Here is a 25,889-nt window from a genome sequence, read left to right on the forward strand (position 1 = left end):
GATTTGAGATGGCACAATATATTGATAATTATAATATATTTAAGAAAATTGACCTCGCATATAGAACAGCTGATGACGCACTTGATCGTTGGATAAAGAAAATAACTATACCTTATTCAGATGCGTATGATATTGCTTATAAAAATTATACAAAAACGCTAAAGGAGGCTGAAGAGATCGAAAAACAACGTGCAGAACTGGCCTTTTTAGCCCTGTCATTGTGTAGTGGCTCATTGCTCGCCTCCGCATTAGCTTTATCTATGAGGAGTACAATTACAAGCTATGCGTTAAAAGTGATTTGCAACAACATGAATCGGACTTTCGAAATAGTGCATTATGCTGACGTGGTCAAGCAAAATTGTACAACCCAGTTAAGCTACTTTTCTTAATTCAACCATTTCTTTTTCAAACTGTACCGGACTTCTGTAATCGAGGTACGAATGCAGCCGCTCATTGTTATAAAACACAGAAATATATTCCAGGATGTCCCGCTGAGCTTCAGCTCTTGTTTGATAGCTTTTCCACTGAACTCGCTCCTGCTTTAAAGTGCCAAAGAAACTTTCAACGACGGCATTATCCCAGCAGTCACCCTTCTTACTCATGCTGCCTTTAAAACCATGTAGTTTAAGAAGTTTTCTAAAATCCCTGCTGGCATACTGTGAGCCGCGATCAGAGTGGTGTATTAGCCCAGCTTCAGGGCGACGCTGCCAAACTGCCATTTTGAGCGCATCACAAACCATTTGCGCTTTCATGCGTGAGCTCATATTCCATCCAACTACTTTTCTAGAGTAAAGATCTATCACTACCGCTAAATACAACCAACCTTCCTGTGTCCAGACGTATGTGATATCGGACGCATAGACCTGGTCAGGCTGCTCAACAGCAAACTCACGATCGAGAAGATTATCGAAAACCGGCTGCTTATGGTTGCTGTTTGTCGTTACTTTGTATTTCTTCTTGTGTTTGACTTTTATTCCCGCTTCTTTCATCAGTTTTCTGGTTTTGTTCCGGCCAACCGGGTAACCCAAAACATTTAATGCTGTTTTCATCCTGCGATAGCCATAGGTATCATCACTTGATTTGGCTATATCTTGTATCCACTCAATCATCTCCGAATGAGTCGGATCATCAGGTTTATTGTCTTGACGCTGTAAATAGCTGTAATAGCCTGAGCGCGTTACACCCAATTGCTGGCACATAATGCCAACGGGCCACACCTTTTTATGCTGGGTGATGAAAGCGTATTTTACTTTGCTTCCGTGGCAAAAAAGGTGGCCGCTTTTTTTAATATATCGCGCTCCATCTTTAGTCGTTTGTTTTCTTCTCGCAAACGACGAAGCTCTTCCTGCTCAGGCGTCAGTTTTCCATTTCCACGAAACGCATGACCGTCATCATTTTCATGCTCTTTAATCCAACGTCCAAGCACATTTGGATTAATGCCAAGATTTCTTGCCGCTTCTGCCTTCGAATAGCCTTGATCTATTACCAAGCTAATCGCATCTAATTTAAATTCTTTTGAGTACTTCTTTCTTACAGCCATTTTTCACTCCAGTTTTGAGGATTATCTCTTAACTGGTGTGTACAAATCTATTAGACCACGTCAGTCATTAATAGCCAGTTCATGCGCCCACCAGCAGTATGCCCATATGGAGAACAGATTACCGAGGACAGTTCGATAGTTAAGGAAATCGAGCTGGGTTTCTATATGCGCTTGATTATGAATTCTGACAAGCTTAAAAAGCGCACGAGTAAAGCGACTTCTATCGATGTCAGCCCTTCTGACCCGAAGTATCCGAAGACCATTGGTATGGGGCGGGGGCTGCTACAGGCTGTTTCATTTGATCGGCTGGAGCAGCCTGTTGTAGACCGAATTAATGAGTTACATAAAGACGTCACCCAGAAAAAAGAACTGTTTATCGATTCTAAGTGGCTGGGTGAGCGAATGGACAAAGCGACACTGATCCGGGCTGAGAATGTGCTTATTGATCTCGGCAAGAAAAGTGATAAATATCGCACTCAAGGCACGCCACTCATAGTTGATCCAAAAGTCCAGAGTCTTCAATAGCGAACTTGTTATCGGTCGTCAGGTGTCATGAATTTGAAGATGGATAGAAGAGTGTCAGAGTGAAATACGAAATCACTCTGTTAACCGTAGCTTCGCTGGTTTAATGCGCTCAAATGACAATGGATATGTTTTTTTTATTGGTGTCAGAGTCATATTAAGTTGTTGTATTAAAATATTTTTAGTGTTGTATTCGTGCGTCAATAGCGCAATACTACCCCTCGAAACAATGGAATTTACTGCCAATAAGGAGATATTGAATGGCAATTTTCTTGAATTACAATGATGATGAAATAACCGGAAACGTTACGGCTAAAGGTTACGAAAACTGGATTAAAGTGGATAATGTGGAATTTGGTCTCGGGCGTGGAATTACCATGGAAGCGGGTAACATGTCTAACCGGGAAGCAACTCGCCCAACTATTTCTGAAGTAACGGTAAATAAAGTTATGGATGGAGCTTCTTCTGGTATTTTCAAAGAAGCGCTGGTTGGATCAGATGGCAAAAAAATCGTTATCTCTGTGGTTAAAACCGGTGCAGATCAAGTTGACGAATATGTTAAATACGAACTGGAAGATGCGTTGGTTAGTTCTTACAGCATGTCTGCCGGTGATGTTGGACCTCCAACCGAAGTGTTGAGCTTCAGTTTTGCTAAGATCACGATGACCTATGTCGCCGCAGATAAAGCGAACACTGCTGGTAACCAAGGTATTGTAGGTTATGACTTGGAAGCGGGTCGTAAACTATAAAGCTCAGTTATTTATAGGAGGGCCTTGCTCTCCTATAGTTATCCACCGAATCAAACCTCAGATACTCTATCTCAGCACGCTTTAAATTTGCTTTCGATGTTCCCGACGCGTTCAAGTAACCTGTGATGCCTCCCACGGTAATTTCTGAGACGTTTCCTTACCATGCATAATCTGGTGTAATCTGTTGGTTCTCATCAGACTGGTGTTCCGCGGGTAATTAAAGGCAATAAAAGTATTATTTTGAATCAATCTCTCCAATTTCTTCGTATCGAGTTTGAGCGACAAAAGTATCTTGGATACAGTGATCTTGCACTATCGTTCACGCTTAGTTTGTTCCTGCATATTGCTGTGGTGCTGTTTTTTATTCTCGGATCTGACCGCCTCAAGCCCAAAATAGAAATTAGTTTAACCCAGACTCAGATCGTAACAATTATCAAGCAAGATTCGTCTAAGGCAAAACTCCCTCCTGTTTCAGACCTGCCTGTGGTACGAACACCCGTACCTGTTCCCGCACACATTGCCCCAGCACTAGAATCACTCCGTAAGGCGGATCAAGGGTCTACGCCTATTGATGAGGAGCGAATCAAATCAAGCATGGTTAAACCTGCTGGAGTAGAATCAGATCGGGAAAAGCCTGAGCAAACTCATTCGCACCAAGATCACGACAAGAAAAAACCTGAAGACCAGGTGGTTGTAACATCCCCCTATCCTGGGCGTGCACTGAGGGATGCCAGAAACGAAAAAGTCCAAGAGGACATACTAAAGTTTACCGAGGAAAACTTTGCCCGTGTTGTTGCCAATTGGAAAAGGCCAAAACAATATGCGCATAAAATATCCGTGGTCATTCAAGTTATCTTGAATAATCAGGGCCGGATAATTCGTAGCACAATCAAAAAAAGTAGTGGCGATGCAGCACTGGACTTGTCTGCATTGGAAGCCGTAAACCGAACGGGTTTCATGATTTTACCGGATAATCCAGATATTCCGGTGGCTTTGTTTCGTCGACTCAATCTGGAATTCGACTCGAATATGTAATGTTATTTTGCTGTGTATCTCTATTCTGGCCTGTCTTTTTATACTGATATGTATTTCTAGACTGCTATGTATTTCTAGACTGCTATGTATTTCTAGGCTAATAGCAAATTCGTAAGCAGAATTGTTGACAGCTCCCACATCATCTTGAGCCTCCCTGACCCAGAGCAAAATTTAACTTCCAATACGGCTAAATAATCGTTAGTATTTTGATCTTGCGTGACCGGTAGTCACAAAGTGAATAAAGGTCAATTTGTGGTTATGATTCGCAGTATGGCTAAAAGTCTAATTGTGAATTCAGGTCAAGTCGTGAATATACGTCTTCTTGGGAGTCCACTTAAGTATCGGGGACAAACGGTCACAAACCGGTCCAAAAAGACAACGTAACCCTAACGGAAGGAGTGCTAACTTCGGTGTGTGCTCCACCGCTTGAAAGTAAAGAACGGTAAAGATGGTTGACCAAAATTTCGAAGTAGAGGTAAAAATGAGTCGCAAGGAGCGTGAGTTTATGCGACGAGAAACAGAAATTATTGAAGCAGCACTGGAATTGTTTGGTGGACAGGACTGGGAGCAAGTTACTGTCGAACAAATTGCACGAAAGGCCGATATCGGAAAAGGCACAGTCTATAAACATTTCACTTGTAAAGAAGACTTGTATGCTGCGATTGCGATTATCTTTCATCAAAGGTTGATGGATTTGTTCGAAAAAATCGATATAGAACAACCGATTGACGAAGTGATGCGAAGTATTATCAAGGTTTCATTTGATTTGTTCTTAGCGAATCCTGCCCAGGCTCGAGTGTGTCACTATTGCAAACGAGGAGATTTTTTTGAACGTATTGATACGGCACTTCAGGACAAGTTCAATACCCTGGAGCATCAGTTTGAACGCTTTATCATCATGGTTTTGGATAAGGGAATGGAGCAGGGGGTTATCCCGAAAAGACCCCATGAGCAATTAATCGTTGGGCTGGAAGCAACCTTTGATGGTGCACTGTTCATGATCTGGAATGGGCAACTCAATAATCAATGTGAAATGGCTCAAAATGAATTTGTAGAATTGATTGGCGAGTATATGTTAGCAGGCTTGCTCGGTCTGCCCCAAAAAGAACCAAAGAAAACATCCGAGTGATACTGAGGTCAACAGACCCTGGCTATTACGTGAAAATAAAGACACGAACAACGTTGGTTAAACGACTATGAATAAATCAGTTATTTTCGCATTTGTATTGTCGCTCATTGCAATTGCGTGGTTGGCAACGGGAAATATAACCGGGCCTAACAGTGTTCACGCTCAGGAACAATCAGCCGAGCAACCGGTTCAGAACGAGCACTCCAGGACAGGAGAGAGCCAAGCTGATGAAAATAAACGCTTCACTGTGAGAGTTACGCAGTCAGAAGCGCGAGAAATAGATGATGTCGTTTTTCTCAACGGTGATATCGAAGCCTATCGAGATGTTGAAATCCGCGCGGAACTGGATGGCCGAATCACTCAGGTTTTTTTTGAAAAAGGTCAGCGTGTACGAAAAGGCGAAGCAATTCTGACGATTGATCTCGGTGATTTGGAGGCCCGGCTGGCACGTGCAAAAGCCGATCTTAAGGCCCGCGAAAGCGATGTTAAAGCTACGCAGTCGTTAAAATCCAAAAACTTGAGTTCAGAGAATCAATACCAGCAGGATCTTGCTAATCTTGCAGCCGCCCAGGCTGAAGTGAAGGAGATTCAAGTTCAAATTGCAAATGCCACGGTGCGGGCACCTTTCCCTGGCATCATCAATGATCTTCCGGCGGAGCTTGGTGACTATGCCAGCAAAGGCAGCCACGTTGCGACATTGGTGGATGATAGTCGTATCAAAATAGTCGTTGAAGTCCCCCAACAGCATATCGCTAAATTAAAAATTGGTATGCCAATGGAAGCCGAATTGCTGAATGGCGGTCACTATCGCGGTGAGATTGTCTATTTGTCTTCCCGAGCCAATAACACTACGCGCACATTTACTGTTGAAGCGCTGGCAAACCGCCCGCAAGGTGCAGTTTATTTTGGTCAAAGTGCTGATATCGAGATTGTGCTGGGGCAGGAATGGGCACATAAATTATCACCGTCAACTCTGGATTTGGATACCGAAGGCAATCTCCAGGTCAAAGTACTCAACAACGATCAGGTTGAAGCTCACACCGTTACAATTGTAAGGAGTGAGCGCGACGGGGTCTGGTTGAAGGGCTTACCCCGTGTGGCGAAGGTGATTACAACCGGACAGGGATTTGTGATCTCGGGACAGAAAGTCAAGGGTGTGCCCGAGCAGAAGTTCACGCTCGGCGAAACGGAAAAACCTGGATCAGATGGTGTTGCCATGGGTGAAAGTGAGGATAATCCAGAACAGGAGCCAAACTCATGAACGCGCTTATCGATTGGGCGATAGAGCACAAACGCGCAACGCTACTTGTCCTGATGTTTCTGGTGTTGAGTGGACTGGTTTCATACAGCATGATTCCGAAGGAGTCAGAGCCCGATATCGCTATTCCGATTATTTATGTCTCGATGAGCCATGAGGGAATTTCCCCTGGGGATGCCGAGCGGCTGCTGGTTCGCCCGATGGAAAAGGAGCTCAAATCCATTGAGGGCGTCAAAGAGATGACTGCCGTCGCAGGTGAGGGGCATGCTTCCGTTACACTTGAATTTGACGCGGGTTTTGACAGTGAATCCGCAATGCAGGATGTTCGGGAAAAAGTCGATATCGCCAAAGCCAAATTGCCCTCTGGTGGGGATGAGCCCACCATTAATGAAGTTAATGTCGCGTTATTTCCTGTTTTATCGATGAGCCTTTCCGGCCCCGTGCCGGAGCGGCAACTGCTCCGCATCGCCCGTAATCTTAAAGATCAGGTCGAAGCCTTGCCGGGCGTGCTGGAAGTGGTGCTGGGGGGTAACCGTGAGGAAGTGCTTGAAATTGTAGTGGATCCCTTGGTGCTGGAAACCTACAACATCGATTTCGAGAGCGTCCTGGCCATTGTTCAGCGTAATAATCAGCTGATCGCGGCCGGTGCCATGGACAGTGGCCAGGGCAGACAAGTCATGAAAGTTCCAGGGGTGATTGAGAACCTGGATGACATTCTGTCCTTACCGATCAAAGTCGATGGCGATACAGTGGTGAGCTTTCGTGATGTGGCAACCGTTCGGCGTACCTTCAAAGATCCTGAGGGTTTTGCCCGGGTAAACGGCGATTTTGCGATTTCTCTGGAAATCAAAAAACGTGTCGGTGCCAACATTATCGAAACCATCGAGTCAGTAAAAGCGGTGGTCGATCAATCGAAACCCTACTGGCCGACATCCCTTGAACATACTTATATTCTGGATAAATCCACCGAGATTCGAACCATGTTGTCGGATCTGCAAAATAACGTGACCAGCGCGATAGTGATGGTGATGATTGTTATTATTGCAGCATTGGGGTTACGGTATTCCCTCTTGGTCGGGCTTGCCATACCTTCCTCGTTTCTGGCTGGGATATCGGTGATTTATTACATGGGTCTTACGCTGAACATCGTCGTATTATTCAGCCTGATATTGGTCGTGGGCATGCTGGTAGACGGTGCGATAGTGGTAACCGAACTGGCGGCCCGCAATATCGAGCGGGGTATGCAGCCCAGACGCGCCTATGGACTGGCCAGCAAGCGCATGGCGTGGCCCATCATCGCATCCACGCTCACAACTCTGGTTGTTTTTGCGCCTTTGGTTGCGTGGCCTGGTGTGGTGGGGGAGTTTATGAAATTTCTCCCGATTACCGTACTGATTTGTTTGATGGCTTCGTTAGTGGTGGCGTTGGTGTTCCTGCCGGTTCTGGGCAGTCTGATTGGTGGTGCAAAGCAGCGGTCTCAAGCGGAGTTGCATCGTGAGGAACCTAATTCGGGCCGCTTTACTAAAAGTTATCTTAAGGTACTGAAATCATTGCTTCATCGGCCAGCGCTTACGCTCGTGGTTGCTTTGGTCATAATCGGTGGAACTTATGCCGTATATTTCAAGTTAGGTAAAGGGACTGAATTTTTTCCTGATATCGAACCTGAATCCGCGCAGATATTAATTCACGCCCGTGGCGATCTTTCTATCTATGAAAAAGACCTGCTTGTGCGCCAGGTCGAACAGCGCATTCTTGGCATGCAAGAGTTGCAGTCCATCCATGCCCGGTCTTTCAATCAGGGCGAAGGCAGTGTCGCTGAAGATGTCATTGGTGCGATTCAATTCCAGTTTGAGGATTGGAAAACCCGCCGACCCGCTTCAGAAATACTTGCCGAAATGGAAAGCCGAACTGCGGATGTGTCAGGTATCTTACTGGAGTTTCGCAAGTCTGAAGGGGGCCCGTCCAGCGGTAAACCCGTGAATCTGCAAGTCAGTTCACCCTACTATGAGCACATTGAAGAAGCGATCGATAAAATACATGCCGGTATGGTTGAATTGGGTGGCTTCAAAGACATCGAAGACAATCGGCCGTTACCCGGTATCGAATGGAATTTACAGGTAGACCGAGAGGAAGCGGCACGATACGGTGCGGACGTGGCGTTGATTGGTAGTGCAATTCAAATGATCACCAATGGTTACCGGGTCTCGACTTTCCGGCCGGATGATACGGATGAGGAAGTGGATATCAGTATTCGATTTCCGGCGGTTGACCGTACCCTTGATATGTTTGATTCCTTCAGTATTCAAACCAGTACCGGGATGACGCCATTAAGCAACTTTATCGATTTAACCCCGGTAACCAAAACCGGCACATTAAATCGATCCGGTGGCCAACGCGTACTCACAATTCAGGCGGACGTCGATGAGGGTTTGCTGGTGGGGGAACAATTGTTGAAGTTACAGGCGAAAATCAAAGCGTCTGAGCTGCCGATTGATGTCCGGATCACCGTCAAGGGGGAGCAGGAAGATCAACAGGAAACGGCTAGTTTTCTTGGCTTTGCATTTTTGCTGGCGTTGTTTTTGATGTTATTGATACTGGTTACCCAATTCAATAGTTTTTATCAAGCCATGCTGGTTTTAAGCGCTATTGTATTCTCGACCGCCGGGGTATTGGTTGGCCTGCTTGTCACCCAGCAGGCCTTTGGGGTCGTAATGGTGGGGCTGGGCATAATCGCCCTTGCCGGGATTGTAGTGAACAACAATATCGTTTTGATTGATACCTACAACAGCATGGTCAAAGAGGGAATGACCGCGTTTCAAGCCGCTCTGACAACCGGTGAATTAAGAATGCGACCGGTTCTACTCACCGCGGGAACGACGGTACTGGGCCTGATCCCGATGGTAATGTCGATGAATATTGATTTCATTAATCGTGAAGTCAGTTTTGGTGCACCTTCCACCCAGTGGTGGACGCAATTGGCAACAGCGATTGCCGGTGGGTTAACTTTTGCAACGATATTAACGTTGTTTCTAACGCCCTGTTTATTGGTCTTGGGAGATAACATTGCGCAGTATTTTCGCCGATTTGGACGTAAAAACGAAACCCAAGTGACTCCTGCGGGCGCGCCGGCGTTTGACGATACGGAGCTGGATGGTATGCCAGGCCGAGAGCATGTTCAAGCCTGAGGTCTGAAGATTGGCGACGCTTTGGAAGGTGCCCGCATTGGGCCTTTCCAGGCTGCCTTCAAACTCAGGAAGAGTGCAACGGCCGCAAACCCCCCTGCGATTCCAGCAAGATGAGCCTCAGGGTAAGGCGGCCAGGGTAGCCGGGTAAATATGCCATCATCGACGCTGATCTCAAACAAGATCTTGCCGATACCAAAAGCCAGTAAAACCGGAATGATTACACTCCGGCTGGTACACCACTTCACCCATAATGCTGCAACGAAAATGCTGTTCAGAACTCCAGATAAGCCACAGTATCGAGTGAATTCCGCCCAAGGTGATAGAAGTAGCAGGTCAATGACGGCTATTCCCGAGCAAAAGGCAAGGAGCAGTAATCGTCGAGAATAACGCTCAACAACTGCGCCAAGAATGACCCAGGCCACACCGTTCCATAACAAGTGTTCCATATTCAGGTGGCTTGCATGTGCCGTGATGAGTCGCCACCATTGACCACTTTCAATATCAGAGCGGGAAAAATACAACAGAAATTGACTCTGTTCAGGCAGGCAGAGGGGGATCAGCATAAAGGCTGTCAGCAGCCCCGTGAGCCTTAGCTTCGTGATTTGATCGCTAATGTTCATCGTCTTCAAATTGATGTCGGTTTGTTGTATGTGAAATAGCTCATGTGCTGCCCGGATTGCGAAGTATCGCCAAACCCGGGCGTTGAATACGCTTAAACTGGCGTGGTTCCGTCAGGCGCGTTTTTTACGAATCATTAACAAAGGCAGGAGCAATAACAGCGACCAAATGCCCAATGCGCCACTGCCTCCGCCACTGCTGCTTTTAGGGTAAGCCCGCTCGGTGGTGAATGCAGGTTGGTTTGTATCCTGACGATTATCCTGTACCGGTGATGTCGCACGGGATTGTCGGGCGGCCTGTTCATTGCCTACGCGTTGCGCGTTCGACCGGTCAATTTGATATTGCTGAAAGACCTCTTCGCGGACAACAACCATCGAGGTATAGTCCGTGACCAGGCTGTATTCTTTTGCGAGACCGACGATGGCTTGCTTGCTGTCCGCATCTTCGCCGAAATAGTCCATTTTGTTTTGAATGTCTTCAATCGTTGCAAACGCCCAGAGCCGCTCAATTTCAGGATTGCGCTCTGATATCTGCGGAAAGTTGAAACGACTTTGGTAGCGCTTTTTGTCTCCAGTGACTTTTCCCGTGATTTCGACGTCCGCCTGGCCGTGTCCCCAGTAGTGCCCGAAAATGATGAGCTGTTCACCGCGGTAAAGGGAGCCAATCCGGTTTGGCGTAACATCGGCAGTTTTGATGCCATCGATGTCAATTTTTATATTTCGATAGGCTTCGTGTTTCAGTTTCTCCAGTGCCAGCATCAGTTTGCCTTCGATATCATCACTGTTGGAGATGTTGGTGGCAAAGCCATTCGATATGTTGGTCATGCTGTTCAATAAGGGACGATTGGCGCTGTTTCCCATAATAAAGGTAAATAGCCGGACATCGTATTTTTCAAGCAGGGTCAGGAAAGCTTTCTTCTCTGTAGTCCCAACATTTGCGACACCGTCCGTTACCAGAATGATGGCGCTCGGGCGGTCAGAATCCAGCCCCGTAATCCCTTCTTTCAAACCCGCGTAGAGGTTGGTGGAACCCGCAGGCTTGGACTGCATCAGTTTTTCCGTATACTTCGCTACAGCTGCGGGAGATGCGGTAACATAACCCGGCGTCAGCTCTCGGGCATTGTTGTTGAACAGCACGACTCGAAAGCGATCACTAGCACTGAGTTTCGTCAGGCCTTTTTGTACACCGTCGATCAGGCTTTGATACTTGCCTTTCATTGAGCCGGATAAATCCAGTACAAAGACCCAGTCCCGGCCATCCTTGATGTCGGCTAGATCATCTCCTGGTGTAATGGTCATCATGAATGTACCGCGGTCTTTACCCGGGGACTTGTGGGTAATCATGTCTATACTGCCAGGCAAGCCTGTTTTGTGGCGCCAGTAAACAACAATATCCTGATTGAGATGATGCACCATAGACGTCGTCGTTTTCGGATTGATAGAGGTTGAGAGTTCCGCTGTGCTTTCAAGACCGGATTGTTCAGCGCTGCTATTTGAGTCTATCGCCTGGGAGTTTGCCAGTTTGACGTTCCACTCCTGATTCGAGACCGCCTGTGCAATCGCTTGGGGATGTTTTGGCAAGCGCACGGCATCAACAGGATAAGATGATTTCAAATCAAGTTCGAAGCTGAAAGCCTGTTCAACACGGTCGTTGTACTGCCAGAAGGCATTGCGTGCCTCATCCACTCCGCCATCCTCAAGGGGGTATACAAAACGACCAATGCCATGATCCACATGTACGGGTTGCAGATATACGAGACGGATTCTGACATCCTGACGGGGCAGTACGGGGTAGATGCTGCTATCAAATGTTTTATAGCTGTCCTGCTCGGTGATTGCAGTCTCCCGTCCCTGGGCTTTTTCTTGTTCATAAACTTGCCGGGCTTCCTGCTTTTCCAATACTTCCCCGGTCACTGGCTTGCCATCAATCCAATATGTAAATTCCCCAACGGCAGCTTTCTCCGGGACCGGGAACGCATAGATGGCCTCAAGGGTTGTGTCATGGGGGTTATGGAATGTCTGGTCTATATAGGTAACCGCGTAACCGTCTTCAATGGTTACTTTGACATGGTGTTCCCGGATTTCAAGGGCGGCAAGTTGACTGTTTTTCGGGCTTAGTAAACCAGCAGAGGAGCTGAGGGTACTGAATGTTGCCAGAATCATGCATATAAATAATCTTATTCGCGCTAACCGGCGTTGAATGATGTAGGGGGATCGGGCACGCATGCTGAGCTCCTGTTGCGATAGTGCAGTGATAAAAGACGGTTGCGCAGGCAACTCACAATGACGGGGTTGGCAATCTGCTTAACAGTCGTGGTTTTCACTACACTAGCTTCAGGGTTTAGTGAGTCGCAACGTTTATCCGAGATGGATCAGACGGCATGACTCAGGGTATCGTTATTTGCTACTTTTTGCGGTGTTCCTTCCATGCCAATTGACCCGCTCTTGTTTTTCCATAAAGCTCCAGGCCAGCATGCGACTGATTTTCACACCCTGGCTCATCTCTATAATGCATGTTTCTTTCACACCGGTTTGATTCAGACGGTGTTTTAATGTGTTCAAGTTGCCAGACTTGGAGACCAAGGTGGTGAACCAGCAGACCTGATCGGCAAAAAGCTTACTCTCTTTGATCATGTTGCGAATAAAGCTGACTTCACCGCCTTTGCACCAAAGCTCGTTACTCTGACCACCGAAGTTGAGCTTAACCGAAGGTTGTGGTGATGCCTTCGGGTCAAGGTTTTTCCACTTGCGTCGACTCCCCGCTGCGGCATCATCACTGTTGGCATGGAACGGGGGATTACACATTGTGATATCGAAGCGATCAGCAGGTTTGATTATGTTTTTGAAGATGCTCTGAGGCTGAGTTTGTTTTCTCAGTCGGATTCGCTTTTTGAGGTTGCTGTTTGCCGCAATGATGTGTTGTGCTGATGCAAAGGAGACCGGATCCACTTCCGCGCCAATGACTTGCCAGCCATAGATTTGTGCCCCCAGAATGGGGTAAATGCAATTTGCGCCGGTACCAATATCGAGCATACGGATACCGGATTCGTCGGGTTTACCATCATACGATTCAGCCAGAAGATCGGCCAGATAGTGAATGTAGTCCGCGCGGCCGGGAATCGGCGGGCACAGATAACCCTCTGGAATTGTCCAGAATTTCACATCGTAATATGTCCCTAACAATGCTTGATTCAGTTTCAATACCGCGGCGTTGTCACTGAAATCGATACTGGTTTTACCACTTGGCAGTGTGCGCAGAAATGGGACTAAGTCAGGACAGTGTCGAGTGAGTTGTTCAAAATCATAATGGCCCTGATGCGGGTTCCTTGGGTGCAATTGACCCCGCGTCAGTATAGTTTTTTTGGACTGCAAATTTATTCTCGGCTAGCAACTGGATTCATCATTATAAAGACATCATCTGATACATCCCAGCTGAAATGTTACCGATCCAGAACTGGACTTCGCTTTCTTGAACTAGACTGTATAGCAATTGGCTTCTGGCCGCACTCAATCCACTCAGGAGTTATCTATTATGCGCTGTATTGACCAGCTCAATGGTGTTGTTTGTTTTCGGCATATTGTATGGCTGCGAATAGCCTTGACTTCGTTCTTGGCTCCCATGTTTATCGCAAGTTCTGTGCTCTCGGCCGCAGAGGCACCGGTGCCCAGTGTGGTCGTGTCTCTGGTTTCGACGCAGGATGTCACGCCGCAAGTGAGCCATGTTGGCCGGGTAGAGGCGGTTGCAAAAGTTGAAATACTGGCGCGGGTTGAAGGTATTCTTGAAGAGCGTTCGTTTCGGGAAGGCAGTGTGGTTCAAAAAGGCGATCTGCTGTTTCGGCTGGAAACGGAGAATTATCGATTAATCGTTGATCAGAAAAAAGCCGAGTTGGCCGGTGCACAAGCCAGTCTGAAGAATGCTCAGGCGGATTTGACCCGGAAACAATCCCTGCGAAAGAAGAAGGCCATATCCCAGGCTGATCTGGATTCAGCGGAGGCCGCGGAAGCCAGCGCACAGGCCAATGTTTTGCTGGCCGCTGCAGCGCTCAAACGCGCCGAGCTGGATCTAAGCTATACCGAAATTCATAGTCCGATAACTGGACAGATCAGTCGATCTCGTTTCAGTGTGGGTAATCTTGTTAACGAACAGAGTGGGGCACTGGCCACGGTGACCGGAATCGATCCGATTTATGTCACAATTGCGCTTAGCGAGAAATTGTTGATCGATGCCCGCCGACAGGGGCTTGACCTTGAAAACCCTCCTGTAGCACCGTTCCTCACGCTATCCGATGGCAGTAAATTCGATCAACCCGGGCGTTTCGATTACCTCTCGCCTGAAGTGAGCCTGACCACGGATACGATGACGGCAAGAGCGGTATTCCCAAATCCGGATCGTATTTTGATTCCCGGGCAGTTTGTGACGGTTAGTGTCCGTCAGAAAGCGCCGGTCTCCGCCATTTTGGTACCTCAAGTCGCCGTCCAGAAAGATCAAAAAGGCTTTTTTGTTCTGGTGATTGGAGAGGACAGCAAAGCACAAGTTCGTTATGTGACGCCGGGAGATCAGGTGGAAACCAATTGGGTGATTAAAGACGGATTGGTGGAAGGTGAGCGCATTATCGTTCAGGGTATTCAAAAAGTACGGCCAAATATGCCGGTAAATGCCGTAGTAGGGGAGTAGCCTGAATGACGCCGCATTTTTTTATTGATCGTCCCAAGTTTGCCCTGGTTATCTCGATTGTAATTTCCCTCGTCGGTATCATTGCAATTAAATTAATACCGGTTGCCGAGTTCCCGAGTATTGTGCCGCCTCAGGTCAAGGTAACCGCAAAATATCCAGGTGCCAGTGCGGAGGTAGTTGAACAGTCCGTTGCCGGGCCGATAGAGGCTCAGGTGAATGGTGTGGATGATATGCTCTATATGTCGTCCAACAGTTCCAACGATGGTAGTTACGAATTAACCATCACCTTCAAAGTCGGTACGGATCCGGATCTTGCTGCAGTGAACGTGCAAAACCGGGTGGCCGTCGCAAATGCGCAATTGCCTCAGGAAGTAACGCGTCAGGGCGTTATCACCAAAAAACAGTCCACCAATATGTTGTTGGTGATCAACCTGACTTCGCCCAATGAAAGTTATGATGCCCTGTTTCTCAGTAACTACGCCTCAATCTACATGCAGGATCGCCTGGCCCGGATTAGTGGCGTAGGTGGCGTTTCACAGTTTGGCGCGCTGGATTACGGCATGCGGGTCTGGCTGGATCCGGCCCGCTTGACCGCGTTGGGCTTGACCACCACCGATATTCAGTCTGCGATTCAGTCGCAAAATATTCAGGCGTCTGCCGGTCAAATCGGCGCGCCACCGTTTGATACCCAGCCAAAGTTTCAATACACCTTGCAGGCAAAAGGCCGCTTGGCCTCCGTTGAAGAATTCGAAGCTATTATTATCCGGGCCCAAGCGGACGGCTCATTCATCCGTTTAGGCGATGTGGCTCGAATCGAGTTAGGTTCCCAAACCTATGCGGTAAAATCGACATTGAATAATCGCCCGGCCGCGTCAATTGCGGTTTACCAGTCTCCCGGGGCAAATGCGCTCGATGTGGCGGATGATATCTATAAAGAGCTCGAGCATATCGCAGAGCGCTTTCCCGATGATATCCAGTATTCCATTCTTTATGACACCACCAAGGCGGTAAGGGCCTCGGTCAATGAAGTCACCGATACGCTGATGATCACGTTTGTGCTCGTGGTGCTGGTTACCTTCTTCTTCCTGGCAGATTGGCGCTCGACATTGATCCCGACTTGCGCGATTCCGGTCTCATTGGTGGGGGCGATGGCCGTACTGTATGCGGTGGGGTTCTCGGCCAATATGATTACGCTGTTTGCATTAATCCTGGCAATCGGTGTAGTTGTGGATGACTCGATTGTGGTTGTCGAAAATGTCCAGCGCATTATGACTGAACAAGGTATTGGTGCCAAGGAAGCCACCGGAAAAGCCATGGCCGAAGTTACCGGGCCGGTCATCGCGACCACTCTGGTATTGTTGGCGGTGTTCGTGCCCGTTTCCATGATGCCAGGTATTACGGGTGAGCTCTACCGGCAATTTGCACTGACCATATGCGTAGCTGTGGTAATTTCCTCAATCAACGCATTAACGCTTGCACCCGCGCTTTGTGCCTTGTTGCTGAAACCCTCAAGCGGGCCTCGAGGACTCCTGCGCTGGTTTTCAATCGGAATTGATAAAACTCGCAATGGTTATGTCAAAGTAGTGTCACTGTTGATTCGTCATCTCTTTCTGGCATTAATGCTTTTAGTCGGTTTTGCCGTTGCAACGGGTTTTATGTTCAACAAAATTCCAACGGGTTTTATCCCCTATGAAGATAAAGGCGTATTTTTCGTAAATGTGCAGCTTCCGGATGGGGCTTCTTTGCAACGAACTGAAGAGGTTAGTGAGAAAGTTACGAATATGTTGCTTGAAGTTGATGGGGTTTCCGATGCGATAACCTGGTCAGGTTTCAGTATATTGTCCGGTGCGGCGTCGAATGCGGCATTGGTGATCCCGATACTGGATGACTGGGATGAGCGCAAAGCGTTTGAATTGCAGTGGTTTAACATTTTGAAGAAGGTCAACCAGGAACTGGCGACCATGGCTGAGGCTGAAGCCTTTGCTTTTCCTTTGCCGCCGATTATGGGCTTGGGCAGTGGTGGCGGTATTGAGGCTCAGCTTCAGGATCTAAAAGGTGGATCACCACAGGAGCTTGCGGCAGTCGTGCGGAGCCTGTCTTTCAGTGCAAATCAAAATCCAATGCTGGACAGTGTGTTCAGCACCTATTCGGCCAACGTTCCGCAACTGTTTCTAGAGGTTGACCGGGACAAGGCGCAAGTGCTGGGTATATCTGTTCAGGATATCTTCACGACTCTGCAGGCTAATTTGGGGTCGCTGTACGTCAACGACTTTAACTTGTACGGCAAAGTGTATCGGGTGATGATACAGGCAGAAGCCCAGGATCGGGATACCATTGAAGATATCAGCCGGATTCATGTTCGCAACAAAAACAATGAAATGGTGCCAATGACCACGTTGGTTGATATCAAGCCCATACTCGGTCCATTGGCAATAAATCGCTACAACCAATTCAAGTCCGCGTCTCTCAGGGGCTCGCCGGCGGGTCAATACAGTACGGGGGATGCCATTGCTGCGTTGGAGTTGGTTGCAGCAGAATCCTTACCGGATGGCTACGGGATAGAATGGACGGGCAGTACCCAGCAGGAACTGGAAGCCGGCGGTCTTGTCCTGTTTATCTTTGCGCTGGCGATCACTTTTGCTTACCTGTTTCTGGTCGCGCAGTATGAAAGCTGGACGATGCCGGTTTCGGTGATGCTGTCAGTGATTATCGCCATTTTTGGTGCTCTGTTGCCGATGTATTTGCTGCCATTCCTCAAAAACAATCTCTACGCCCAGATTGGTATTGTGCTGTTGATCGGTTTGGCCAGTAAAACTGCAATTCTTATGGTTGAGTTTGCCAAGCAGCGCCGGGAAGAAGGTGCAACGATATCCGAAGCCGCAATGGATGCCGCACAGCTTCGCTTCCGGGCAGTTATGATGACTGCACTATCATTTGTGCTCGGGGTTCTGCCGCTGATTTTTGCATCCGGTGCCGGAGCCGCCAGCCGTATGTCTGTTGGCTTCGTTGTGGTGGGCGGGATGCTGCTGGCAACGGTCGTGGGTATCTTTTTTATCCCGCCACTGTATGTCGCCATGCAGTCGATGCGGGAGCGGGTAAACGCGTTATTCAAGTAGTCTTGGGACGGTAGAGAATATTAATCAGGGCTCCGCACAGGATCAACGAACCACCCACCCAGGTCCAAAGTACCGGAACCTCTGCGAAGACAAACCAGCCAAGTAGCACTGCAAATAAAACCTGGAGATAGGAAAATGCAGTAGCTTGGCTGGCGGTTTCGGATTGCATGGCTTTGGTCAGACCGATTTGCCCGATCTGGGTAAACACACCCACTAATAGTAAACCCAGCCACTGGTATCCTTGGGGCATAATAAAATCATTACCCAGTAACACGACTGCCGCAGGCAACGCGATCATCGGGAAATAGAAAATAATGACTGACGGGTCTTCTGTGGCGCTGAGTTTTCGGACGAGCACATAGGCGATGGCACTGCCAATTGCGCCCAATACCGCGGCTGTTAATGCCAGCGAGGGGAGTTCTGGTACACCCCCGGTAAGCAGATAGTCCGGTCGAGTAATAATCAGTAGCCCGGCAAAACTGAAAAGAATACAAATCAGCGTTGGCCACCTGAGCCGTTCTCCCAAGAACAAGAAAGCCAAAATGGCGGTGAACATGGGATGAAGATACTGAAGCACGGTTGATTCAGCCAATGGCAAAGCGCTGACGGCGTAATAGACGCAGAATAACGCCAATGCCCCGACCACGCCGCGCGCAATCAAAAGATCCTTGCGATTACCAAACAGCGAAAGCCGCTTGCGTTTGACGTCCAAAAAGCTCAGTATCAGTGAAATCAACGCCCGTGCCGCTACAATCTCCAGAACCGGTAGGCCGCTTTGACTGCACCATTTAACGCTTGCAGCCATGACCGCGAACCCGAAGGCACTCAGAATCATATAGCGAATACCAATGGGTATCTGGAATAAGGGCGAATGGGTCTGCAGCCGTGTCATGTTGTAGGGTATTCTATCCGGTATTTGTGAACGGCGCATTTTACATGGATGGGGCCTGAAAGTAAGAAATTTCCGATCATTCAATTCTCGTTTGCGCGTTAAATCAGTAGATGAGTTACTCATTAAAACAAAAGGATCTCAAGCGTGGCTTTGACACCATCAACAATGCTCCCTCTCGGCACTCTTGCACCGGACTTTACATTGCCCGATACCGTCAGTGGTGAGCTGATTAATCTCCATCAGGCCAAAGGTGATAAAGGAACCCTGGTTTTTTTCATTTGCAATCATTGCCCCTATGTCGTTCATTTGCAGCATGCTCTGGCGTTGCTTGGCAGGGACTATTTGGACTCCGGTATTGAAATGATTGCAATCAGCGCGAACGATGTGAAAACCCACCCTCAGGATGGGCCGGAACAAATGCGGGAGTTTGCGGCGCAGAATCACTTTAATTTTCCCTATCTCTATGATGAGTCCCAAGCGGTTGCACGAGCCTATGATGCCGCTTGCACACCGGACTTTTTCCTGTTTGATGGGGATCTGAAATGCGTTTACCGTGGTCAATTTGACGATTCGCGCCCGGGTAATGGTAAACCCGTCACTGGAACGGATTTGCGTACAGCCATGGATTGTGTCCTCGCGGATCAACCCGTACCCGAAGATCAGGTACCGAGTATAGGCTGCAATATCAAGTGGAAAGCGTAGTGTACCTGGTAGTGTCTGGGTGAATCGTTATATCAGTAAGAAGGATGGTTGATGAAAGCGTTTTCAGGTTTATTTTTACTCATTATTGCCTTCGTGATGGGCTACGCGAAAGCATACTGGTCACTGTTTCCATTGAGTATTGCGTTTACGCTGGCGTACGTTCATGGCAAGTGGCACCTTTGGCAACCACTCGTCGCCAATAAAGACCCACAATTACCCCGGCATATCATGGTCACCTGGCTTTCCCAGGCAGCGGTGGTGGTTGTGTTATTTGGCGTTGGTGCGTTAGCAGCCTGGCTGATAACCTGACACCCCCTTCGAGCGAAGTCGCCGGGGGCCCAGGGCTTTCAGAGTGATCAGGCTCCGGAGCGGATGGATTTATAGGTCATCAGTGGTGTGAGTTCTGCAACGACATGGATGAGTCCGGCGTGCACCAGATCATCAATCACTTTGTGGATGGGTTTGTAGGCTTCCGGTGCTTCCTCATACAATAATGCTTTGTTATCGCAGATTACCCGGCTGCCGATTGCGGTTCGCAGTAGATCTTTGCTGCTGTACCGCTTTTCCAATCGCCCGGCGCATTCTGTTCGGAGCCATTTTCGACCCGCCCCATGGGCCAGTGAATCCAATGCAGCATGACTGTTTGTGGGGGCAACCAGATAGCTTATATCTCCCCGGGATCCTGGAATGACAACCAGACCCCGGTCAGCTGGCGCTGCACCTTTACGGTGTAACCAGCCCGTTGAACCATTGCCCGTTACGGATTCCACAAAGTTGTGGTTCACATCCAGTAGTCTCGTCACATCGACGCTCTGTGCACTGGCAAAACGTTGAGCAATCAGTTTCCGGTTGATCTCGGCCCATGCTAATGCAGCGTTGTGTTGAGCGATATACTGATCTGCTTCAGTTGAACCTGTACTTAAACCCCGATGACCATTAAGCTCAACGTGATTGCGAAGAATCGCTTCACCTAAACCTCTTGAGCCACTGTGCACCAGTATCAAACAGTCTTTGCTGTTAATACCCAGATCATTCGTTATCGTCTGATCCACCGTTTTCGATACGCGCTGAACTTCCAGAAAATGGTTTCCAGAACCGATTGTGGCAAAGCACTTCTCAGCTGATTGAAGTGTCTGAGTGAATGATTCGCCCGGATTTGAAATCAGAAGTTCCTTGAGTAGTGCGGTTCCCTGTTCACTCCAGAAACCCTGATTTTCATGTGCGGTGTTTCTCAATCGTTTCTCGAGTTTGTCCAGTTTGACTTTATGAACCGGCAGATCGGCTTGCCAAAGTGACATGCCACAGCCAATGTCGCTCCCAACCAGTGCGGGATAGATTTTATTTGCTGATAAGCAAGCCATGCCAATCGGATAGCCACGACCTGGATGTAAATCCGGGAGGCCTGCAACCTCGGTCATGCCCTCCAGCGTTGAGACGTGTTCCAATTGTTGAATTGCTTTGCCTTCAATCCATGCGTCGGGGGAGGCGACAAGCTTGGTCTTGGTGTTAATTGTGCGAATGAATTCGCCCATATTGTTTACCTTTTTGGTGACAGAAAAACAGTGTTGGTCGTGCCAAGGGCACGTTTCCTGTAAGGCAATAACGGGCGACAAATTTAACGAAAGTTAGAAATGCTCAACCCGAATTGCGAGGGGAATATGATTTATGTTGCATTGTGATACCTCCTCGTGTCTGGGTAGTGAAATGGAAAAAAGCGAAATGGGGTTTTGTGCATCGAAGTGGCGGGAAGTGTAACGGATTAGAATACTGGAATTCAATCTGGTGCGGTCACTTTTTGTCATTTTTGAGTGAGAAAGTACCTTAATTGTACCCAGTCACCGCCTGAATCAGTCATTAAAGTTATGTGATCTTTCGAGATTCCGATAATAACAGGTTACTGAGAATAGGGATGTGGCCATGAATAAAGTGTTTTTGATCAAACTGACGGTGATCGTCGCAATCGCACTGCTTATTTTGATTCCCCTGCAAAGTGTTGAATACAAAGTGTGGGAGCGCTCCAATTATCGCCATCAGGCTGAAGCCAGCATCTCTGAGAGCTGGACGGCCAATCAGGCGTTGATTGGCCCGATTTACATACAGCCTTACGCGTATCCCTATCGGGAAAAAATATGGGATGAAAATCTGAAAAAGTATGTTTATCAGCAACGTATGCTGACAAATAAACTTTATTTGGTGCCTGATGATTTGCAGGTCATCCAGGCCGTGAAGTCGGATATCCGGTACCGTGGTATCTACGAAATTCCAGTGTTTAGGAATCAAATTCAGGTGAGTGGAACTTTCTCGAATCAAAGGTTGTTAGACCTCGTAAAAGCTCAACCGGATGTTGAATTTAAAGTTCCCTACCTGGCTGTTGCGGTATCAGATGAGCGCGGTATTGTTGATGTCGAATCCCTTCAATTCGGTCAGCAGAATCCAGGTTGGAATTCCGGAAGCCTGATGAGTACTGTTACCGGTGGGCTGCATGCCAGATTGGCTAAGCCAGAAACAACGGATGTAGAGAAGTATAACTTCAATTTTGCCCTTGCTATTCGTGGAATGGGGGAAATGGCGATCGCGCCTGTTGGGCGTTTGAATGATATCAGTATGCAAAGTGACTGGCCGCACCCCAGTTTCGGGGGCCGGTTTTTACCCGAGTCTCGCACTTTGGAGCATGATGGGTTTCAAGCACGCTGGCGACTTTCTGAATTCGCTTCCGGTATTGCTGCAAAGGTTAGCGAGTGTGAACGCGGTACCTGTGAAGCGTTAATGAGTGCCGATCTGAATGTGTCTCTGGTTAACCCGGTGGATGTCTACACGTTGTCTTTGCGCTCACTGCGCTATGCCTATCTGTTTGTAATCCTGACCTTTACCGCTTTTCTGATGTTCGAAATTTTAAAAGGCGTTTCGATCCACCCCATTCAGTACACGATGGTGGGATTAGCGCTGTCCATGTTCTACCTGCTCCTGGTTGCCTTATCCGAACATATCAGTTTCACATATTCTTATTTAATTGCCGCAGTAGCCTGTGTGTTACTACTGGGCTATTACTGGTCTCATGTGTTGAAAGGTTTCACCCGTGCTTCTGGATTTTGTTTTCTGATGTTCGAAATTTTAAAAGGCGTTTCGATCCACCCCATTCAGTACACGATGGTGGGATTAGCGCTGTCCATGTTCTACCTGCTCCTGGTTGCCTTATCCGAACATATCAGTTTCACATATTCTTATTTAATTGCCGCAGTAGCCTGTGTGTTACTACTGGGCTATTACTGGTCTCATGTATTGAAAGGTTTCACCCGTGCTTCTGGATTTTGTGTGGTTTTAGCGATCATGTACGGCGTGCTTTTTGTGATATTGAACTCAGAGGACCATGCCTTGCTGATGGGGGCATTGCTGATGTTCACACTGCTAGCGGCTGTAATGGTGTTGACACGACGTGTTGATTGGTACGCGGTTAGTTTGAGCGCCGCGGAGAAGCTCAAACAGAGTCATGGGCTAAGTCGGGCGCATAAGGAGCAGGTGAGTGCGCCTGATGCGGGTATTAGCCACGATTAAATTTTTGCAGAATGGATTGCAGGTCATCAACACTGATATCGATCTGTTCGACGACACGACCGTAAAGCATCGCGGTTGGTACCATGCGGCCATCGCGTTGCTTTTCGAGTTCGTTAAGACTGGTGAGTATGATGCGTTCGATGCGGGTCAGGCCATCGCGAACATCCGGAAGGTAATCTCTTTCGTCCATTGTCGTGATCTCGGCTAAGATAAAAATAGTGAATAATAAAACTAACAAAAGATCGCTCAAGGGGAAACCATCAGATGAATATTGAAGCCGTGCAGTCATTAGGTTGGGTGGTGGTAAATGGTGATTTTGTCCCGGCCAGCGAGGCCTGTATTTCGCCTTTCGATCGGGGCTTTTTATTTGCCGATGCGATTTATGAAGTTACAACCGTTGTAAGTAGCACGCTCATAGATTTTGATCCCCATTTGGCTCGTCTGAGGCGCTCCGCTCGGGCCATCGGTTTGGCATTGCCTTGGGAAGACCATGATTTGCAGACATTGCATAAAGACCTGGTGAGCCGTAATCAGCTTGATGAAGGTTACGTATATCTGCAGGTTTCTCGGGGTGCCGGATTACGGGATTTCGCGATTGATGAGCATATGACGCCCACACTGTTCATGTTTTCTCAAGCTCGAAGCGTCATGCAAACCAGTGATGCACAAAACGGTATTAAGGTAATCACCGTCCCTGAAACCAGATGGGCTCATCGGGATATCAAAACTGCAGCACTGTTACCCGCTTCATTGGCCAAACAAAAGGCAAAGCAAGCCGGTGCCCAGGATGCATGGTTTGTGGAGGATGGGCGGATTACGGAGGGCTCCTCAAACAATGCGTTTATTGTCACGAAACAACGGGAAATTCTAACCCGCGATCTTGGCCAGCACGTGTTGCCGGGGATCACGCGGGCGGCTATTATCAGGTTGGCCGAAGAACAGGGGTATCAGGTGATTGAGCGCGGATTTACCGTTATTGAAGCGGAGTCTGCAACCGAGGCCTTCTTTACATCCGCAACGGCTTTTGCGATTCCGGTCGTGGAGATCAACGGTCATCAGCTTTCATCGGGTAAACCGGGACCAGTCTTTCAAGCCATTAGAGCAGCCTACCTTGACCATGTGCGCTCCCAGATCCCGTAATTAACCATAATGGCAATTTGGAGGCTGTTCCCACTCCGGGATGCGGGCCGTTTGGCTGCGGTCGTTTGACCTTGTTTTTCATGTTGTAAACCTGCTTTGCTGACATGCGGTTCACAGTTTGGCGGGATTCTCGTTTAAAATTCAGCCCAGTCCGGTTTGCTGTAGTGAGTTTGCGATTACCCTGCGCTACAATGTCGCCGCAAAATTGGCTGTTTTCCCAAGTCGGTTGTATCCAGCAGTAGGCTTCTGTTGCCTCATTCACATAAAATATTCTTGATCGGGCAGGTTATGACATCGCTTTATAAAAAGGTTTTTTCCGGTGCAGCACTCATGGTTGCACTGAGACTGCTCGTTAAATCGATTGGTCTGATCAACACGATGATACTGGCACGATTGTTAGTGCCAGAGGATTTCGGGTTGATTGCATTGGCAATGTCTGTATATGCCTTCATTGAATTGATCAACGCTTTCGGTTTCGATGTGGTGTTAATTCAGAATCAAAATGCCACGAAAGACCACTACAACACCGCATGGACGTTGAAATTAATGTTTGGCGTACTCGCGGCCATTGTAATGGTGGCGGTCGCCTGGCCGTTGGCTGATGTGTATGAGGACCCCAGACTGGTGGATATTTGTTACTGCCTGGCAGTGATGTTTCTAATCGACGGTTTGGTAAATATCGGGGTGGTAGATTTCCGTAAACAACTGGATTTCAAAACCGAATTTCTGTTTCAGGTTTCTATCAAGGTGTTGACGGTCAGCCTTACGATTTATCTGGCATATACGCTTAAAAGTTATTGGGCGCTTGCATTTGGTATGATCGCGAATGCGTCGTTTCAGACCATTCTGTCTTACATCATGAGTCGCTTCAGACCTCGCTTTTCACTCTCAAAATGGCGTGAAATCTATGGCTTTAGTTTCTGGCTGGTGCTCAACAATTTTCTACACTACACCAACATCCGTATTAAAGATCTGATAATCGGTAAAATGGTGGGCGTACGATATGTCGGACTTTATAGCGTGGGGGATGAGATCGCGAGTTTACCTTCCACTGAGTTGGTTGCTGCGATCAACCGCGCGACTTTTCCGGGATACTCTAAAGTTTCCTCCAACCTGAAGGAATTGAGAAAACTGTATTTGAGTGTTTTGTCCTCGATCGCCATGATCGGCGTGCCTGCGAGTATCGGGTTGGCGCTGGTTGCCCCGATTTTCGTGCCATTGATCCTCGGTGAAAAGTGGTTGGCTGCGGTGCCCATTATTCAGATTATCGCTTTCGCGGATGCGTTAATTTCAATCAATACCAATGCAGGGTACGTGTTCTTATCGGTCGGTAAACCAAGATTGGCCACGATGTTACTGGCGTTCAGGGCCTTATTCCTGATCCCGCTAATGATATTTCTGATCTCTGTTTACGGGTATATCGGTGCGGCTTATGCCGTTTTAATCACCAGTATTGTGATGTTCCCGGTCTATTTTATATTCTTGAACAAATTCATCGCGATTCAATTCAGTGCCTATCTTGGCAGCATTATCAGGCCGATGATCAGTGCGCTGGGGATGTACGCGGTAGGCTCCTATGTATATTACGGGCAGATCTTGATACCGGGGGAAGCTTTTACGCCAGCTGATACCGGCGTGATCGCTTTGGGGGCACTGATATTGATCGGCATGGGCGTGTTTGTGGTCATTCAGGGCTTATCCTGGTTGATCGCCGGGAAGCCCAACGGCCCGGAAAAACTTGTTCTGCAAAAGCTAGGATTGCAGTAAAACTGCTGCG

At 48.0% G+C, this 25,889-nt stretch carries 21 protein-coding genes; 14 read left to right on the forward strand and 7 right to left on the reverse strand.

Going from position 1 to position 25,889, the window contains the following annotated elements; translation table 11 throughout:
* The first annotated feature begins 8 nt into the window (after window positions 1-8).
* A complete protein-coding gene (locus OLMES_RS11435) occupies window positions 9-389 on the forward strand; it encodes a hypothetical protein (RefSeq protein ID WP_087461379.1) in 381 nt (126 codons plus the stop codon).
* Here the strand turns inward: OLMES_RS11435 and OLMES_RS11440 are convergent.
* Window positions 372-1,540, reverse strand: a protein-coding gene (locus OLMES_RS11440; protein WP_087459752.1) for an IS3 family transposase whose coding sequence is annotated in 2 segments (ribosomal slippage) — window positions 372-1,279 and window positions 1,279-1,540 — 1,170 coding nt in all. Because the reading frame shifts where the segments join, the coding sequence is not laid out codon by codon here. The genes OLMES_RS11435 and OLMES_RS11440 overlap by 18 nt on opposite strands.
* An 81-nt stretch (window positions 1,541-1,621) precedes the next feature.
* On the opposite strand from OLMES_RS11440, the gene OLMES_RS11445 reads away from it, so the two are divergent.
* The 6 genes from OLMES_RS11445 to OLMES_RS11470 all read left to right on the forward strand — a co-directional run bounded on the left by OLMES_RS11445 (window position 1,622) and on the right by OLMES_RS11470 (window position 9,418).
* The gene (locus tag OLMES_RS11445; RefSeq protein ID WP_157678271.1) at window positions 1,622-2,065 is read left to right on the forward strand and encodes a hypothetical protein; all 444 of its coding nucleotides are present in this window, start codon (window positions 1,622-1,624) and stop codon (window positions 2,063-2,065) included.
* A gap of 257 nt (window positions 2,066-2,322) precedes the next feature.
* Window positions 2,323-2,811, forward strand: coding sequence for an Hcp family type VI secretion system effector (locus OLMES_RS11450; RefSeq protein ID WP_087461381.1), 489 nt, complete (start codon window positions 2,323-2,325; stop codon window positions 2,809-2,811).
* A gap of 240 nt (window positions 2,812-3,051) precedes the next feature.
* Entirely contained in the window at window positions 3,052-3,846 is a 795-nt protein-coding gene (locus tag OLMES_RS11455) for a TonB family protein (protein WP_087461382.1), read from the forward strand.
* A 448-nt stretch (window positions 3,847-4,294) separates the two neighbouring features.
* Window positions 4,295-4,975 carry a TetR/AcrR family transcriptional regulator gene (locus tag OLMES_RS11460; protein ID WP_087461383.1) on the forward strand — a complete coding sequence of 227 codons (681 nt, stop codon included), beginning with the start codon at window positions 4,295-4,297 and terminating at the stop codon, window positions 4,973-4,975.
* A gap of 67 nt (window positions 4,976-5,042) precedes the next feature.
* Window positions 5,043-6,236: an efflux RND transporter periplasmic adaptor subunit gene (locus tag OLMES_RS11465; RefSeq protein ID WP_087461384.1), complete on the forward strand. Its 1,194-nt coding sequence runs from the start codon at window positions 5,043-5,045 to the stop codon at window positions 6,234-6,236.
* Window positions 6,233-9,418 (forward strand): efflux RND transporter permease subunit, encoded by a 3,186-nt coding sequence (locus OLMES_RS11470; RefSeq protein WP_087461385.1) that lies wholly within the window; start codon window positions 6,233-6,235, stop codon window positions 9,416-9,418. Before OLMES_RS11465 ends, OLMES_RS11470 begins: the two co-directional genes overlap by 4 nt.
* Here the strand turns inward: OLMES_RS11470 and rrtA are convergent.
* The 3 genes from rrtA to rlmF form a co-directional block, all read right to left on the reverse strand.
* Entirely contained in the window at window positions 9,409-10,038 is a 630-nt protein-coding gene (gene rrtA / locus OLMES_RS11475) for a rhombosortase (RefSeq protein ID WP_087461386.1), read from the reverse strand. The genes OLMES_RS11470 and rrtA overlap by 10 nt on opposite strands.
* Before the next feature lie 111 nt (window positions 10,039-10,149).
* Window positions 10,150-12,261, reverse strand: a complete 2,112-nt coding sequence (locus tag OLMES_RS11480; RefSeq protein ID WP_198343306.1) for a VIT and vWA domain-containing protein — start codon at window positions 12,259-12,261, stop codon at window positions 10,150-10,152.
* A 171-nt stretch (window positions 12,262-12,432) separates the two neighbouring features.
* Complete coding sequence (gene rlmF, locus OLMES_RS11485; protein WP_232465321.1) at window positions 12,433-13,407, reverse strand: 23S rRNA (adenine(1618)-N(6))-methyltransferase RlmF; 975 nt, start codon at window positions 13,405-13,407, stop codon at window positions 12,433-12,435.
* 160 nt (window positions 13,408-13,567) lie between these two features.
* Between rlmF and OLMES_RS11490 the strand changes: the two genes are divergently transcribed.
* Window positions 13,568-14,710: an efflux RND transporter periplasmic adaptor subunit gene (locus tag OLMES_RS11490; RefSeq protein WP_198343307.1), complete on the forward strand. Its 1,143-nt coding sequence runs from the start codon at window positions 13,568-13,570 to the stop codon at window positions 14,708-14,710.
* A gap of 5 nt (window positions 14,711-14,715) precedes the next feature.
* Window positions 14,716-17,826 (forward strand): efflux RND transporter permease subunit, encoded by a 3,111-nt coding sequence (locus OLMES_RS11495; protein WP_087461388.1) that lies wholly within the window; start codon window positions 14,716-14,718, stop codon window positions 17,824-17,826.
* On the opposite strand, the gene OLMES_RS11500 is transcribed toward OLMES_RS11495, so the two are convergent.
* Complete coding sequence (locus OLMES_RS11500) at window positions 17,819-18,718, reverse strand: DMT family transporter (RefSeq protein ID WP_198343308.1); 900 nt, start codon at window positions 18,716-18,718, stop codon at window positions 17,819-17,821. The two genes, OLMES_RS11495 and OLMES_RS11500, sit on opposite strands and share 8 nt — an antisense overlap.
* 144 nt (window positions 18,719-18,862) lie before the next feature.
* On the opposite strand from OLMES_RS11500, the gene OLMES_RS11505 reads away from it, so the two are divergent.
* Window positions 18,863-19,420 (forward strand): thioredoxin family protein, encoded by a 558-nt coding sequence (locus OLMES_RS11505; RefSeq protein ID WP_087461389.1) that lies wholly within the window; start codon window positions 18,863-18,865, stop codon window positions 19,418-19,420.
* A gap of 51 nt (window positions 19,421-19,471) precedes the next feature.
* A complete protein-coding gene (locus OLMES_RS11510) occupies window positions 19,472-19,729 on the forward strand; it encodes a hypothetical protein (RefSeq protein ID WP_087461390.1) in 258 nt (85 codons plus the stop codon).
* Between the two features lie 47 nt (window positions 19,730-19,776).
* On the opposite strand, the gene OLMES_RS11515 is transcribed toward OLMES_RS11510, so the two are convergent.
* Entirely contained in the window at window positions 19,777-20,952 is a 1,176-nt protein-coding gene (locus OLMES_RS11515) for an RNA ligase RtcB family protein (protein WP_087461391.1), read from the reverse strand.
* 385 nt (window positions 20,953-21,337) lie between these two features.
* On the opposite strand from OLMES_RS11515, the gene creD reads away from it, so the two are divergent.
* On the forward strand, window positions 21,338-22,972 hold the full coding sequence (gene creD / locus OLMES_RS11520) for a cell envelope integrity protein CreD (protein WP_087461392.1): 1,635 nt from the start codon (window positions 21,338-21,340) through the stop codon (window positions 22,970-22,972).
* Here creD and OLMES_RS11525 read toward each other — a convergent pair.
* Window positions 22,959-23,162: a hypothetical protein gene (locus tag OLMES_RS11525; RefSeq protein WP_087461393.1), complete on the reverse strand. Its 204-nt coding sequence runs from the start codon at window positions 23,160-23,162 to the stop codon at window positions 22,959-22,961. The two genes, creD and OLMES_RS11525, sit on opposite strands and share 14 nt — an antisense overlap.
* A 74-nt stretch (window positions 23,163-23,236) precedes the next feature.
* On the opposite strand from OLMES_RS11525, the gene OLMES_RS11530 reads away from it, so the two are divergent.
* Together OLMES_RS11530 and OLMES_RS11535 are read left to right on the forward strand one after the other, a co-directional pair.
* Complete coding sequence (locus tag OLMES_RS11530; RefSeq protein WP_087461394.1) at window positions 23,237-24,112, forward strand: D-amino-acid transaminase; 876 nt, start codon at window positions 23,237-23,239, stop codon at window positions 24,110-24,112.
* 288 nt (window positions 24,113-24,400) lie between these two features.
* A complete protein-coding gene (locus OLMES_RS11535; RefSeq protein ID WP_087461395.1) occupies window positions 24,401-25,879 on the forward strand; it encodes a lipopolysaccharide biosynthesis protein in 1,479 nt (492 codons plus the stop codon).
* Window positions 25,880-25,889 lie beyond the last annotated feature (10 nt).

The sequence above is a fragment of the Oleiphilus messinensis genome (assembly GCF_002162375.1).
GTDB classification, from domain to species: Bacteria; Pseudomonadota; Gammaproteobacteria; order Pseudomonadales; family Oleiphilaceae; genus Oleiphilus; species Oleiphilus messinensis.